Genomic DNA, 13,768 nt, shown 5'->3' with positions numbered 1-13,768 from the left:
CGCGGCCGCACCGACGTGCCGAAGATCGTCGACTGGTACATGGCCGGCAAGATCGAGATCGATCCGATGATCACCCACACGCTGAGGCTCGAGGACATCAACAAGGGCTTTGACCTGATGCACGAAGGCAAGTCGATCAGGAGCGTGGTGGTTTACTGAGGAGGAGAAAGCCGCCGGCTAACCAGCCAACGGCCGAAAATGCATGTTCAACACGGGAGGAGACAAAAATGCCGGAAAAACTGCATCCTAAAATCGACAATGGGCTGCCCCGGGAAAAGCCCGACTTTGCCGGCGGCACGCTGGTCTGCGCCTGCACCAGCAACCCGGTCAAGGTGAAGGTCAAGGGCCAGATCGCCCATAACCATGCCTGCGGCTGCACCAAATGCTGGAAGCCGGAAGGCGCGCTGTTCTCGGTCGTGGCGGTTGCCGGTACAAACGACGTGACGGTGACCGAAAACGGCGACAAGCTGAAGGTGGTCGATCCGGGCGCGCTGATCCTGCGCCATGCCTGCACCGGCTGCGGCGTCCACATGCACGGCCCGGTCGAGCGCGACCACGCTTTCAAGGGGCTGTCCTTCATCCATCCGGAGCGCTTCCAGGAGGACGGCTGGTCGCCGCCGGGCTTCACCGCCTTTGTCTCGTCGATCATCGAATCCGGTGTCGATCCGAGCCGCATGGATGGTATCCGATCACAGCTGAAGTCGATCGGGCTCGAACCTTATGATTGCCTCAATCCTGGGCTGATGGACTATATCGCCACCTGGACGGCGAAGAGATCCGGCGCGTTGCCGGCCTAGTAGCCGCTCGACTACCATCGATCGAGCCGGGCGACATCGCCCGGCTCTTTCACATTTGGAACAACGATGCCCGCACCTGCTATTCTCGTCGACGCCGACGCTTGCCCGGTGAAGGCCGAGGTCGAAAAAGTCGCCGAGCGGCACGGCATCGTCGTCACCTTCGTCTCCAATGGCGGCTTGCGTCCGTCGCGCGATCCGATGATCCGCAATGTCGTCGTCCCCAAGGGCGCCGATGCCGCCGACGACTGGATCGTCGAAAATGCCCGGTCCAACGACATTGTGGTGACCGCCGATATCCCGCTTGCCGCGCGCGCGGTGGCGCTTGGCGCCCACGTACTTGGTCCGACCGGACGCCCGTTTACGCCCGAAACGATCGGCATGGCGGTGGCGATGCGCGACCTCAAGCAGCACCTGCGCGAAACCGGCGAGAGCAAGGGCTACAATTCGAGCTTCGCGCCGCAGGATCGCTCGCGGTTCCTAGGCGAGCTTGACCGCATCCTACGGCGAGCGCTGAAATCCGCGCCAGCGGACTGAAAACCATGGCGACCGGTACCACGACCAAGATGCCCATGCGACGCCACACGCTGTTCGCGGTGTCGGCCTGCATCGGCGTGGCAGCCTTTGGCGCAGCGCTGATCTGGCGTGCGCCGCTCGCCTATTCGATCGGCGCCAACGTGTTCTTTGCCGCCTATCTCGTTCTTGTCATCGCCCACATGCCACGGCTTACCGGCAGCTATCTGCGCAAGAATGCAGGCGACACGGACCTGCCGGTACTGGCGATCTTCGCGGTCACTCTGGTTGTGGTCGCTATTGCCATCATTTCGTTGTTTCAATTGATCAACAGGGAGAAGAGCGCGGACGCCGTCGAGCTTACGGTGGCGCTGCTGTCCATCCCGCTTGGCTGGTTGACCATCCATGCCATGGCCGCACTTCACTACGCGCATCTCTACTGGATGGACGGCGACGCGATGGATGGCGACACCACAAAGAGGATTCCGGTCGGCGGCCTCGACTTCCCCGGAGGCAAACGGCCGGAAGGCTCGGATTTCCTCTATTTCGCCACGGTGATCGGAATGACGGCGCAAACCGCCGACACCAACATCACGACCTCGCAAATGCGCCGTGTCGTGCTTGTGCATTCGATCCTGTCGTTCTTCTTCAACACGGTCATCGTGGCAGCCGCGGTCAACCTCGCCGTCAGCCTTGGCAGTCCGTAATAAATCCGTGATCGGGTGAAACATCGCGTAGGCTGGCGACGTATTGGGAGGAGAAGAGATCTGACAGGCCATGTGGAACCGCTTGGCAGGGAGGCACGGAAGATATGGAATCAGTTGCCAGAGGCGAAGCCAGCACCGGAGCAGATAGCGCTGCTTCGACGGATGCGACACTGATCTATCGCCAGTCACGCTGGACGCGGCTGACGCATTGGCTATGGGCGATCGCGCTGTTCTTCATGCTGCTTTCCGGCCTGCAGATCTTCAACGCCCGCCCGCAGCTCTACATCGGCAAGGAGTCGGGCTTTGGCTACAACAACACCATCTTCGCCATCGGCGCCGAGAATACCGCGGCTGGCCCGCGCGGCTATACCGAAATCTTCGGCAAGCGCTTCGATACCACCGGCGTGCTCGGCTGGTCGGGTCCGGCCGGCCAGGAGACTTCCCGGGCTTTCCCGTCCTGGGCGACGATCCCTTCCTATTACGATCTCGGCACCGCGCGCGTCGTTCATTTCTTCTTTGCCTGGGTGCTGACCACCACGCTGCTGGTCTGGCTGGTCGCCAGCCTCATCAACGGCCATTTGCGCCGCGATCTTGCCCCGCGCCTCGATGACATCAGGCGGCTGCCGCAAGACATTGTCGACCACGCCAGGTTCAGGTTTCACCACAGGCGCGAATACAACACCTTGCAGAAGATGGCTTATGGCGGCGTGCTGTTCGTGCTGCTGCCGCTGATGATCATCACCGGCCTTGCCATGTCGCCGAGCATGGATTCGGTCCTGCCGTTCCTGAACGATTTGCTCGGCGGCCGACAGACGGCGCGCACCATTCATTTCACGGTGATGCTGCTGCTCGTCGCCTTCTTCATTATCCACATCCTGATGATCCTGGCCGCCGGTCCGATCAACGAGCTGCGCTCAATCATCACCGGCTGGTATCGAACCGACCCGCCGGCGCATGCCGACAATGCGCCAGAGAGGAGTGCCTGACATGGCGAAATTCGAGATCAGCCCCAAGCTACAGATAAGCCGAAGAAAGTTCCTGACCTCGGCCAGCCTCGGCCTTTCCGGCATCATGCTGTCGGGCTGCGACGCCTTCGACAGCCAGCTTGGCGTCGGCGACAGCCTGCGCAGCTTCCTCGAAAGCGCCAATGGCCTGACCTGGCGGGCGCAGCGACTGCTTGCCGGCGCTGATGCGCTGGCGCCGGAATTCACCGAGGCCGACATTCGCCAGCCGCAGCGGCCGAACGGCGTCACCGCACCCGACGACGATTTCTACAAGGGCCTGCTCGCCAGCGATTTCGCCGACTGGCGGCTGGAGGTTTCCGGCCTTGTCGAAAAGCCGCTGTCGCTGACCCGCGAGCAGCTGATGAACATGCCGAGCCGCACCCAGATCACCCGCCACGACTGCGTCGAAGGCTGGAGTTGCATTGCCAAATGGACCGGCACGCCGCTGTCGCTGGTGCTCGACCAGGCCGTGGTCAAGCCGCAGGCGCGCTATGTCATGTTCCACTGCCTCGATACGATCGACCGCAGCCTTGCCGGCGATATCAAATATTACGGCTCGATTGACCTGATCGATGCCCGTCATCCGCAGACGATCCTTGCCTATGGCCTCAACGGCAAGCCGTTGCCGGTCGAGAACGGCGCGCCGCTGCGCGTCCGCGTCGAGCGCCAGCTCGGCTACAAGATGCCGAAATACCTCTACAAGATCGAGCTGGTCGACGGCTTCGCCAATATCGGCGGCGGCAGAGGCGGCTATTGGGAGGACAATGGCTACGACTGGTACGGCGGCATCTGACTGAAACCTGATCTCAGTTTCACCTAGAGCGCGCCGCGTTCGATCGGCCTCATGCGACGCGCTGTAGGCTCTTCTTTTCATGCATGTCGTTGTCGCAAAACCGCTGCGCACTTTTGCGCGACATGCATTAACTGTCGTCGTCGCCGTCGTCGCCGTCGCTCCGCAGGGCCGGATTCAGGTCGGGATTATCGTCCGGGGTGACGAGCTTCCCAAGCCCGTGCGGTCCTTGGTAGTTGCCGTGGGTATCGAAGTTGGGATTGCCCTGATTGTCGAATTGCGGCGTCGGATCGATCGATTGGTCGTAACGGCGCGGGCGCGGCTTCGGATAGTAATTATCGGAATGATGGCGATGCGAATTGCTGTTGTCGAGAATGGCGCCTACCACGCCGCCGACGATAATGGCTGCGGCGAGGTCGCCAGCAGAGGGGTTACGGTCGGGGCCGGCGACTGCGAATTCGGCCGAGCAACCATTGTCGACCCAGATGCCGCCGCCGTCATAGCCCCAGCTTCTACCGTATACGCAACGTGCCTTCGATAGACGGGAGGTCAACTGCACGCCACGTCGCGTATCGACCCCGCAATAGGAATAACGGTAATCGGCGCTGGAGCAGACCACGCGTTTTGCCCCCGCAGCCTGCGCTGCCGCCGGCAGCAACGAAAGCTTCGCCGGGTTGCCCAGGATGCAACCCAGGAACATCATCGAACCGGTAACCGCCATCCGTGCCGACATTGCAACTCTCCATCAGGGTCCGCTATCGACAGAATGGCACCTCTGTGTAAGTCTGACAACCGGACGGGCTCAGTGAGGTTATATTAATGCGCGCTAAGATTATCGCCACTATTATACTTGCCCTTTCTGCATGGTTGGCTTTGTCGCTGCTGCCAGCCCGGGCGGACGACAGCCTCAAGCGCATCATCGATCAGAAGACACTGACAGTCGGCGTCGCGCTCAACCCGCCATGGATCCTCAAGAAGGCCGACGGGAAGTTCGCCGGCTATGATGTCGACCTGACCAGTGCGCTGGCGTCCGATCTCGGCGTCGACCTGAAGCTGGTCGAGGTGCCATGGAACGACCTCAAGACGCGATTGCTCAAGGGTGATTTCGACATGATCGCGGCGGGCTACGCCAGCACGCCGGAACGCGCACGCGAGGTGGTGTTCTCCGACCAGACCGGTACCGCCGATATCCGAATGGTGGCGACGATCGCCAGTCTTGGGAAAAGGCCGGGCAAGGTACTGGCGGCGCCGGGCTACAAGATCGCCGTGCTCTCCAACTCGACGGACGAAGCCGCCGCGAGGGAAGCATTCCCGAAAGCGGCCATCGTGTCATTCGACAATGCGGCCGATGTTTTCGCCGCCGTCATCAGCGGGCAAGCACAGGCGATGGTGGCGACATCGCCGACGCCGCAAATGGCCGCCAGGCTTTATGACGCCAAGCTCAAGCTGGTGGGCGGCCCGCTGTTGCGGACGCCGGAAGCGTTTGCGATGCGGCCGGACGATGTCCGCCTCATCCAATACGTCAACAACTGGATCGGCGCGCGCACCGCCGACGGCACCATAGGCGGCGTTCGCCGCTACTGGTTCGGCAGCTTCAAATGGATGTCGCGCTTCGAGACAGCCAAGCCCGAGCCCGCAAAACAATAGGGTCGCGACCTGTCCAGTAAAAATGTCGCTGGCAGGTGACAAGGTGTCGTCCACGGGCTATGGATGACGAGTCGAGGGCTCCTGACCGAGTCCTACCTGTTTGCGGGAGAGAGCAGCGAGAGCTGCCGCCGAAGGGGAAATCGCCCGAAATCTCTCAGGCAAAAGAACCGTAGACGGGAAAGACACTCTGGAAAGTCGGGGCTTGCCCCCGCGCCGAAGGTGTAAGCGCTGCCGACAGAGTTACGGGGCGCGAGTCTCTCAGGCTTCAGACAGAGGGGCACGGACTGGTCGCCATTCGCGGCCGCTTGCGTGCGACTCTGGAGATGACATGACGGGCGACGACACCAAACACCTTCCCCTCGAAGATCTGCATGTGGCAGGCGGTGCGCGCTTTGGCGCCTTCGCCGGCTGGTCGATGCCGCTGACCTATCCGGCCGGTGTGATGAAAGAGCATCTGCACAGCCGCGAGCATGCCGGCCTGTTCGACATCTCGCACATGAAGCTGTTCGAAATCAGCGGTTCGGGGGCAGCAGCGCTTCTGAACCGCGCCTGCCCGTTCGATGCCGGCGCGCTTGAGGTTTCCCTGTCCAAATATACGTTCTTCCTCAACGAGGCCGCCGGCATTCTGGACGATCTGATCGTCACCAGGCTTGGCGCCGAGCGCTTCATGATGGTCGCCAATGCCGGCAATGCCGCCGCCGACGAAAAGCATCTGCGCGCATTGGCCAAAAATTTCGAAGCAGAGGGCGATTTCGACGTGAAGGTGGACGCACTCGACCGCGTCTTCCTTGCCATCCAGGGCCCCGAAGCATGGGCTGCCCTTTCCCGCGCCGGCATCGAGACGGGTTCGCTGGTGTTCATGCACGGTATCGAGCCGCGCGAAAAATGGTTCATGAGCCGGTCCGGCTATACCGGCGAAGACGGCTTCGAGATCGGCCTGCCGGAAGCGGATGCAAGAAACCTCGTCGCCAGGCTGCTCGAGGACGAGCGGGTGATGTGGGTCGGCCTTGCCGCCCGCGACAGCCTGCGGCTTGAAGCCGGACTGTGCCTGCACGGGCTGGACATCACGCCGGAGATCGATCCGGCCAGCGCCGGGCTGATGTGGGCCATCCCCAAGGAGGTTCGCGCCTCGGGCGCCTTCATCGGCGCCGATGCGCTGCGTGCCATCCTGGAGCGTGGTCCAGCGCAAAAACGCGTCGGCCTGAAGCCGGAAGGCCGCCAGCCGGTGCGCGCCGGTGCTGCCCTTTTCGATGCCGACGGCAACCCTGCCGGCCATGTCACCTCTGGCGGCTTCGGCCCCTCGGCCGGTCATCCGGTCGCCATGGGCTACGTCCAGACGCCGCTTGCCAAATCCGGCGCAAAACTGTTCGCCGATGTCCGCGGGACGAAAATCCCGGTCGACATCCACCCCTTGCCCTTCACGCCCCATCGCTACCGCAAAGGATGATTTCAATGGCAAAGACCTATTTCACCGAAGATCACGAATGGCTTCGCGTCGAGGGCGGCGTCGCCACGGTCGGCATCACCGACTACGCACAGCAGCAGCTCGGCGACCTCGTCTTTGTCGAGCTGCCGGAATTGGGCAGAAAGCTAGCCAAGGGCGACACCGCCGTGGTGGTCGAATCGGTCAAGGCCGCATCGGATGTCTACGCGCCGGTCGACGGCGAGATCACCGAGGCCAATACCGCGCTGTCGGCCGATCCTTCGCTCGTCAATTCGGCGGCAACCGGCGACGGCTGGCTGTGGAAGATGAAGCTGGCCAATGAGAGCCAGCTCGATGGGCTCCTCGATGAAGCCGCTTACAAAGCCCATATTGGTTGATAGCAGGACCAGGAAGATGACCGCAGCACCCTACCCCTTCTCGGCTCGCCATATCGGCCCGGGCCTCCATGACGTCAGAGCCATGCTGGCGACGATCGGCGTCCCTTCGGTCGAGACCCTGATCAGTCAGGCAGTGCCGAAGTCGATCCGGCTCGACCGGCCGCTGGCCCTGCCCGCCCCCGCAAGCGAAGCGGAAGCGCTGGCCGAGCTCGCGGCGACGATGGCAAAGAACACGGTGCTGAAGAGCTTTATCGGTGCCGGCTATCATGGCGTCCATGTGCCGCCGGTGATCCAGCGCAACCTGTTCGAGAACCCGGCCTGGTATACCGCCTACACGCCTTACCAGGCCGAGATCAGCCAGGGCCGGCTGGAAATGCTGTTCAACTTCCAGACGCTGGTGACAGAATTGACCGGCCTGCCGGTGGCATCGGCCTCGCTGCTCGACGAGGCGACGGCGGTGGCCGAAGCGGTCGGCATTGCGCTGCGCCATCATCGCGACAAGCGCACCAAGGTGGCACTGGCCGGCACGCCGCACCCGCAGACGCTGGACGTCGTGCGCACCCGCGCCGAGCCCCTCGGCATCGAGGTGGACGGCGAGGTGATCGACGACAACACCGCCGCCCTGCTGGTCTCCTGGCCCGATACATTCGGCGTCTACGGCAATCACAAGGCAGCGATCGACAAGGCCCGTGCCGCCGGCGCGCTGGTCGTCTTCATCGCCGACCCGCTTGGCTTGACGCTGACCGATGCGCCGGCCAGGCTTGGCGCCGACATCGCCGTCGGCCCGATGCAGCGTTTTGGCGTGCCGATGGGCTTTGGCGGGCCGCACGCCGCCTATTGCGCCGTCTCCGACAGGCTGACGCGGCTGATGCCCGGCCGGCTTGTTGGCCAGTCGACGGATAGCAAGGGCCGTCCCGGTTATCGCCTGGCTTTGCAGACACGCGAACAGCATATCCGCCGCGACAAGGCGACCTCCAACATCTGCACCGCACAGGCGTTGCTCGCCAATATGGCGACGGCCTACGCGATCTGGCATGGCCCTGCCGGGCTGCAGGCGATTGCCGGCCGCGTCCACACGCTGGCCAACTGCCTGGCCGTCGGCCTCAAGGCAGCGGGCGTTTCGGTGATCGGCGAAAGCCGCTTCGACACGGTGACTGCGGAAGTGAAGGGCAGAGCCGGCGCGATTGCCGCCGCCGCAGAAAAGACGGGCCGCCTGCTGCGCGTCATCGACGCCGACCATGTCGGCATCAGCTTCGACGAGACCTCCACCGAAGCCGATCTGGAGGCGATCGCAGCACTTTTCGGCGCTAAGGCCGGCGTTGCCGCCGGCAGTTCCACGCCCGGAAAACCGCGCGGCAAGGAGTTCCTCACCCAGCCCGTCTTCCGCGAAAACCACTCGGAAACCGACATGATGCGCTTCCTGCGCCGGCTGGCCGACAAGGACCTGGCGCTTGACCGCGCCATGATCCCGCTCGGCTCCTGCACCATGAAGCTCAACGCCGCCGCCGAAATGATGCCGGTGAGCTGGCCTGATGTCGCCAACCTGCATCCCTTCGCCCCGGCAAACCATTCGATAGGCTATCGCGCCATGATCGACGAGCTGGAAGGCTGGCTGGCGGAGATCACCGGCTTCGACGCGGTGACCCTGCAGCCCAATGCTGGCAGCCAGGGCGAATATGCCGGGCTGCTCGCCATTCGCCGCTATCATCTGTCACGCGGCGAAGGCCATCGCACCGTCTGCCTGATCCCCTCCTCGGCGCATGGCACCAATCCGGCAAGTGCGGCCATGGCCGGCATGAGCGTCGTCGTCGTGCGCTGCACCGAGGACGGCAATATCGACATGGACGACCTGCAGGCCAAGGCGGCCGAGCATGCGCATAATCTCGCGGCGCTGATGTTCACCTATCCCTCGACGCATGGCGTCTTCGAGGAAGGCGCGCGCGACCTTTGCGCCCTCGTCCACAGCCATGGCGGCCAGGTCTATTTCGACGGCGCCAACCTCAACGCGCTGGTCGGCCTCGCCCGTCCCGGCGATATCGGCGCCGACGTCTGCCACATGAACCTGCACAAGACCTTCTGCATCCCGCATGGCGGCGGCGGCCCCGGCGTCGGCCCGATCGGCGTCAAGGCGCATCTGAAGCCGCATCTGCCCGGCCACGTCACCGAAGGCTCGGTCCATGCCGTGGCGGCGGCACCGTTCGGCAGCGCCTCGATCCTGCCGATCACCTGGATGTATATTCGCATGATGGGCGCTTCCGGCCTGAAGCAGGCGACCGAGACGGCGATCATCTCCGCCAACTATGTGTCGACGCGGCTTGGCGAGCATTTCCCCCTGCTTTACAAGGGGCGCAACGGACGCGTCGCGCATGAATGCATCCTCGACACCCGCGTGCTCAAGGACAGCGCCGGCATCAGCGTCGACGATATCGCCAAGCGGCTGATCGACTATGGCTTCCACGCGCCGACCATGTCGTTCCCGGTCGCTGGCACGCTGATGGTGGAGCCGACCGAATCCGAGCCCAAGCGCGAGTTGGATCGTTTCTGCGAAGCGATGATCGCCATAGCCGGCGAGGCAGCCAAGGTGGCGAAGGGCGAATGGCCGTTGGCCGACAATCCTCTGGTCAACGCTCCGCACACCGCCGCCGAGGCATTGGCCGGCCAGTGGACACATCCCTATTCGCGTCTGGAGGCGGCCTACCCCGCCGGCGATGCCGATACGGCAGCAAAATACTGGCCGCCGGTGTCACGCATCGACAATGTCGCCGGCGACCGCAACCTTGTCTGCTCCTGCCCGCCGCTGTCGGAATATCTGGGTGCGGCGGAATAGATCATGATTCCGAAAAGTGGAATCCGGTTTTCCGACAAGATCATGGGTCTAACAAGAAGATAGAAACCCCAATCAGGCAGAACGCAAGGCCGGCCCGTCGGCCTTGCTCGCCCGGTCCCGAACGACGACGCGATTTCGCCCGGCGCGCTTTGCCGCATAGAGTGCTGCGTCGGCTTCGGCCAGCACATCGTCGAGACCGGTGCCGTTTGTTCCGCCAAAGCCGATGCCGCCGCTGACTGTGCTTCGCAACGGACCAAGTTGTGTGGCCACGACTTCTGTGCCGAAGGCGACGCTGATCTTGCTCGCAATGTCATAGGCCTTCTCTTCCGTCATCCGCGACATGACGAGCACGAACTCCTCGCCGCCCAACCGGAACGCGTCGACGCCGGTCCTGGCGTATTTCCTGATGACAGCGGCAAAGCGGCGCAGAACCTGGTCGCCGACCGGATGACCGAAAACGTCGTTCGTTCTCTTGAAATGGTCGAGGTCGAACATGGCGACGGACATGAACGGGCCGAAGACCCGCTCGCCGTAGAGTGCCGTCAACGCCCGCCGGTTCATCAGCCCGGTCAATGGATCGGTCATCGTCTCGGCCTTCAATTCGATCTGCGCCTGCAAATGGTGCAGGGAGAGCGTCAATGCGCCGAGCCCGGTCATGCAGGCGACGGCTACGACGGAATTCACCCGCTCGGCCCAATTGTCGGGCGCAACACCCAGCACCCATTGCCCCTTGACCAGCAGGACCGCGCCGCAAAGTCCGAACGACAGCGCACAGACGCCGCTCAGGAACGAGACGACCAGCAATATCCGGCGATCGTGACCACCCTCAATCCAGAACATCACCCCGATGAGCGAGAGCAGCGCCGTTACCGTCGCGTAGGTGACGATGAAGCCGACACCATCAAACCCGAGATACGTCGCGCCCGCGCAAACAGCCGTCGCAACCAAGGTCGGCAAGATGGCGCGCCTGTAATCGCCTATGCCGAGATATTGCATGGCCGACAGGCAGATAATCAGGAAACCGAGGCTGAGAAGCGCAAGCACGATCTGGCAGAGCCAGGCGCTTGGATCCCTGGTGTAATGCCAGAACAGCACCACATGTGCGACGAGCACGAGAATGCCGCACGCCACCGTCAGCACAAAGCGTGCCTGTGGCGCGGTGAACCAGATCGCAAACATTGTGATGCTAAGGCACGTGCCCGACAGCGCCGCCGCGAGCAGGAGCGAACTGTAATCCAACATGCGTAAGCGACAGCCTCGTGAGCGTTCCGCTGCATTCTAGGTCAGCGACAGTCCGCAAATACCGTTTTTTCAGCCAGTCTTCCGGCGTAACCTTCGGACAAGGTTTACAAAGCGTCGATGCTCCAAGCTTCGACCCCATTTCCGCCGCTTGGCTGTCGAATGGTTTTGCAGTAAGAGGCTCTATCCTCGAACGTAACAGGAACCTCCGTCGCCTGCCCGCGAAAAGCGTGGCAGTATCGGGTGGTGATTCGCAGCATCGGAATCCAGGACCGGCATGGACGACAACAACGATCTTTTCGCCAAATTGGACAAGCAGCCTCAGCCTGCTCGCGCCGCCGCGCGCCCGGCCGATCCGCTGGTGCAGGCGGCGAAGCGGCCGGCGCCCCGCGACGCCAGCGAGAGTTACAGTGCCGCCGACATCGAGGTGCTGGAGGGGCTGGAGCCGGTGCGCCGCCGCCCGGGCATGTACATTGGCGGCACCGACGACAAGGCGATGCACCATCTGTTTGCCGAGGTCATCGACAATTCGATGGACGAGGCGGTCGCCGGCCATGCGACCTTCATCGATGTCGAGCTTTCCGCCGACGGATACCTGTCAGTCACCGACAACGGCCGCGGCATTCCGGTCGATCCGCACCCGAAATTCAAGAAGCCGGCGCTCGAACTCATCATGACGACGCTGCATTCAGGCGGCAAGTTCGACAGTAAGGTTTACGAGACGTCCGGCGGCCTGCACGGTGTCGGCGTTTCCGTCGTCAACGCGCTGTCCGACCATCTCGAGGTCGAGGTCGCGATTGGGCGCAAGCTCTATCGCCAGCGCTTCTCACGAGGCGTTCCGGTGACCGGCCTTGAGCAGCTCGGCGACGTGCATAACCGGCGCGGCACGAAGATCCGCTTCCATCCAGACGAGCAGATTTTCGGCAAGGGTGCTGCTTTCGAGCCGGCGCGGCTCTACCGCATGGCGCGGTCAAAGGCCTATCTGTTCGGCGGCGTCGAAATCCGCTGGACCTGCGATCCCTCGCTGATCAAGGAAAAGGACACGACGCCGGCCAAGGCAGAATTCCATTTTCCGGGCGGCCTCAAGGACTATCTGAAAGCCTCGCTCGGCGACGAATTCCAGGTGACCCGTGAAATGTTCGCCGGCAAGAGCGAGAAGCAGGGCGGTCACGGCTCGCTCGAATGGGCCGTGACCTGGTTCGGCGGCGACGGTTTTATCAATTCCTATTGCAACACCATTCCGACCGCCGAAGGCGGCACGCATGAGGCCGGCTTCCGCAACGTGCTGACGCGCGGCTTGCGCGCCTACGCCGATCTGGTCGGCAACAAGCGCGCCTCGATCGTCACTTCCGAGGATGTGATGATCTCGGCGGCGGGCATGCTGTCGGTGTTCATCCGCGAACCGGAATTCGTCGGCCAGACCAAGGACAGGCTGGCGACGATCGAGGCGATCCGCATCGTCGAAACCGCCATCCGCGACCCGTTCGACCACTGGCTGGCGGACAATCCGCAGGAGGCCTCGAAACTGCTCGAATGGGTGATCGCGCGCGCCGACGAACGGGTGCGCCGCCGCCAGGAAAAGGAAGTGTCGCGCAAGAGTGCGGTGCGCAAGCTGCGCCTGCCCGGCAAGCTCGCCGACTGCACACAGAATGCCGCCGCCGGCGCCGAGCTCTTCATCGTCGAGGGCGATTCGGCCGGCGGTTCGGCAAAGCAGGCGCGCGACCGCGCCAGCCAGGCGGTGCTGCCGCTGCGCGGCAAGATCCTCAACGTCGCCAGTGCCGGCAGCGACAAGCTTGCCGGCAACCAGCAGATATCCGACCTGATCCAGGCCTTGGGCTGTGGCACGCGCTCGAAATACCGCGACGAGGACCTGCGTTACGACCGGGTCATCATCATGACCGATGCCGATGTCGACGGCGCCCATATCGCCTCGCTGCTGATCACCTTTTTCTACCAGGAGATGCCAAACCTGGTCCGCGGCGGCCATCTCTACCTGGCGGTGCCGCCGCTTTATTCGATCCGCCAAGGCGGCAAGGTCGGCTATGCCCGCAACGACGCGCATAAGGACGAACTCCTGCGCACCGAATTCACCGGGCGCGGCAAGGTCGAAATCGGCCGCTTCAAGGGGCTGGGCGAAATGATGGCCGCCCAGCTCAAGGAAACCACCATGGACCCGAGAAAGCGCACGCTGCTCAGGGTCGATGTGATCGACGCCGAGGCGGCGACCAAGGATGCTGTCGACGCACTGATGGGCACCAAGCCCGAGGCCCGTTTCCGCTTCATCCAGGAACGCGCGGAATTCGCCGAGACGGAAGTGCTGGATATCTGAGCGTCTTCTGCCAGGTGAGCCACAGACGGCGGTTGTTGCTACCCGGATATTTTCGCGAAGGACGAGGCCTGGAACGGTTCAGCGTTCACGGAAACGC

General features: G+C 63.1%; 12 protein-coding genes, 1 pseudogene and 1 riboswitch. Of the genes and pseudogenes, 11 read left to right on the top strand and 2 right to left on the bottom strand.

The window, feature by feature from the left end:
* The 6 genes and pseudogenes from NKJ17_RS22210 to NKJ17_RS22185 form a co-directional block, all read left to right on the top strand.
* A pseudogene (locus tag NKJ17_RS22210) lies at positions 1-159 on the top strand (S-(hydroxymethyl)glutathione dehydrogenase); the annotation flags it as partial.
* A 68-nt stretch (positions 160-227) separates the two neighbouring features.
* Positions 228-797: an S-(hydroxymethyl)glutathione synthase gene (gfa, locus tag NKJ17_RS22205; RefSeq protein WP_352508734.1), complete on the top strand. Its 570-nt coding sequence runs from the start codon at positions 228-230 to the stop codon at positions 795-797.
* A gap of 66 nt (positions 798-863) precedes the next feature.
* The gene (locus NKJ17_RS22200; RefSeq protein WP_352479738.1) at positions 864-1,331 is read left to right on the top strand and encodes a YaiI/YqxD family protein; all 468 of its coding nucleotides are present in this window, start codon (positions 864-866) and stop codon (positions 1,329-1,331) included.
* Positions 1,332-1,336: 5 nt separating this feature from the next.
* Complete coding sequence (locus NKJ17_RS22195; protein ID WP_352689971.1) at positions 1,337-2,014, top strand: DUF1345 domain-containing protein; 678 nt, start codon at positions 1,337-1,339, stop codon at positions 2,012-2,014.
* A 104-nt stretch (positions 2,015-2,118) separates the two neighbouring features.
* Positions 2,119-3,000 carry a cytochrome b/b6 domain-containing protein gene (locus NKJ17_RS22190; protein WP_352689970.1) on the top strand — a complete coding sequence of 294 codons (882 nt, stop codon included), beginning with the start codon at positions 2,119-2,121 and terminating at the stop codon, positions 2,998-3,000.
* 1 nt (position 3,001) lies between these two features.
* Positions 3,002-3,811 (top strand): molybdopterin-binding protein, encoded by an 810-nt coding sequence (locus tag NKJ17_RS22185; RefSeq protein ID WP_254818381.1) that lies wholly within the window; start codon positions 3,002-3,004, stop codon positions 3,809-3,811.
* A gap of 127 nt (positions 3,812-3,938) precedes the next feature.
* Here NKJ17_RS22185 and NKJ17_RS22180 read toward each other — a convergent pair whose 3' ends face one another.
* Entirely contained in the window at positions 3,939-4,541 is a 603-nt protein-coding gene (locus tag NKJ17_RS22180) for a DUF3011 domain-containing protein (protein ID WP_352689969.1), read from the bottom strand.
* 86 nt (positions 4,542-4,627) lie between these two features.
* Here NKJ17_RS22180 and NKJ17_RS22175 point away from each other — a divergent pair, with 86 nt between their 5' ends.
* From NKJ17_RS22175 to gcvP, 4 genes are all read left to right on the top strand, one after another.
* Positions 4,628-5,455: a transporter substrate-binding domain-containing protein gene (locus tag NKJ17_RS22175; RefSeq protein WP_352689968.1), complete on the top strand. Its 828-nt coding sequence runs from the start codon at positions 4,628-4,630 to the stop codon at positions 5,453-5,455.
* 93 nt (positions 5,456-5,548) lie between these two features.
* Positions 5,549-5,635, top strand: a riboswitch (glycine riboswitch).
* A 148-nt stretch (positions 5,636-5,783) separates the two neighbouring features.
* Positions 5,784-6,902 carry a glycine cleavage system aminomethyltransferase GcvT gene (gene gcvT, locus NKJ17_RS22170; protein ID WP_352689967.1) on the top strand — a complete coding sequence of 373 codons (1,119 nt, stop codon included), beginning with the start codon at positions 5,784-5,786 and terminating at the stop codon, positions 6,900-6,902.
* 5 nt (positions 6,903-6,907) lie between these two features.
* Positions 6,908-7,276: a glycine cleavage system protein GcvH gene (gcvH, locus tag NKJ17_RS22165; protein WP_352508741.1), complete on the top strand. Its 369-nt coding sequence runs from the start codon at positions 6,908-6,910 to the stop codon at positions 7,274-7,276.
* A gap of 16 nt (positions 7,277-7,292) precedes the next feature.
* Entirely contained in the window at positions 7,293-10,103 is a 2,811-nt protein-coding gene (gcvP, locus tag NKJ17_RS22160) for an aminomethyl-transferring glycine dehydrogenase (RefSeq protein WP_352689966.1), read from the top strand.
* Positions 10,104-10,175: 72 nt separating this feature from the next.
* On the opposite strand, the gene NKJ17_RS22155 is transcribed toward gcvP, so the two are convergent.
* Positions 10,176-11,345, bottom strand: coding sequence for a GGDEF domain-containing protein (locus NKJ17_RS22155; RefSeq protein ID WP_352508743.1), 1,170 nt, complete (start codon positions 11,343-11,345; stop codon positions 10,176-10,178).
* Positions 11,346-11,619: 274 nt separating this feature from the next.
* Between NKJ17_RS22155 and parE the strand changes: the two genes are divergently transcribed.
* Positions 11,620-13,671 (top strand): DNA topoisomerase IV subunit B, encoded by a 2,052-nt coding sequence (gene parE / locus NKJ17_RS22150; RefSeq protein ID WP_352508744.1) that lies wholly within the window; start codon positions 11,620-11,622, stop codon positions 13,669-13,671.
* Positions 13,672-13,768 lie beyond the last annotated feature (97 nt).

It is taken from the genome of Mesorhizobium sp. M0208 (assembly GCF_040322015.1).
Taxonomy (GTDB): domain Bacteria; phylum Pseudomonadota; class Alphaproteobacteria; order Rhizobiales; family Rhizobiaceae; genus Mesorhizobium.
Note: the sequence above shows the minus strand (reverse complement) of the source record. Positions and strands in the feature narration are given on the sequence as shown.

Bases quoted from the DNA above. Each gene is read 5' to 3' on its own strand.
- gfa (WP_352508734.1), top strand. From the start codon at position 228: ATGCCGGAAAAACTGCATCCTAAAATCGACAATGGGCTGCCCCGGGAA.
- NKJ17_RS22200 (WP_352479738.1), top strand. From the start codon at position 864: ATGCCCGCACCTGCTATTCTCGTCGACGCCGACGCTTGCCCGGTGAAG.
- NKJ17_RS22195 (WP_352689971.1), top strand. From the start codon at position 1,337: ATGGCGACCGGTACCACGACCAAGATGCCCATGCGACGCCACACGCTG.
- NKJ17_RS22190 (WP_352689970.1), top strand. From the start codon at position 2,119: ATGGAATCAGTTGCCAGAGGCGAAGCCAGCACCGGAGCAGATAGCGCT.
- NKJ17_RS22185 (WP_254818381.1), top strand. From the start codon at position 3,002: ATGGCGAAATTCGAGATCAGCCCCAAGCTACAGATAAGCCGAAGAAAG.
- NKJ17_RS22180 (WP_352689969.1), bottom strand. From the start codon at position 4,541: ATGTCGGCACGGATGGCGGTTACCGGTTCGATGATGTTCCTGGGTTGC.
- NKJ17_RS22175 (WP_352689968.1), top strand. From the start codon at position 4,628: ATGCGCGCTAAGATTATCGCCACTATTATACTTGCCCTTTCTGCATGG.
- gcvT (WP_352689967.1), top strand. From the start codon at position 5,784: ATGACGGGCGACGACACCAAACACCTTCCCCTCGAAGATCTGCATGTG.
- gcvH (WP_352508741.1), top strand. From the start codon at position 6,908: ATGGCAAAGACCTATTTCACCGAAGATCACGAATGGCTTCGCGTCGAG.
- gcvP (WP_352689966.1), top strand. From the start codon at position 7,293: ATGACCGCAGCACCCTACCCCTTCTCGGCTCGCCATATCGGCCCGGGC.
- NKJ17_RS22155 (WP_352508743.1), bottom strand. From the start codon at position 11,345: ATGTTGGATTACAGTTCGCTCCTGCTCGCGGCGGCGCTGTCGGGCACG.
- parE (WP_352508744.1), top strand. From the start codon at position 11,620: ATGGACGACAACAACGATCTTTTCGCCAAATTGGACAAGCAGCCTCAG.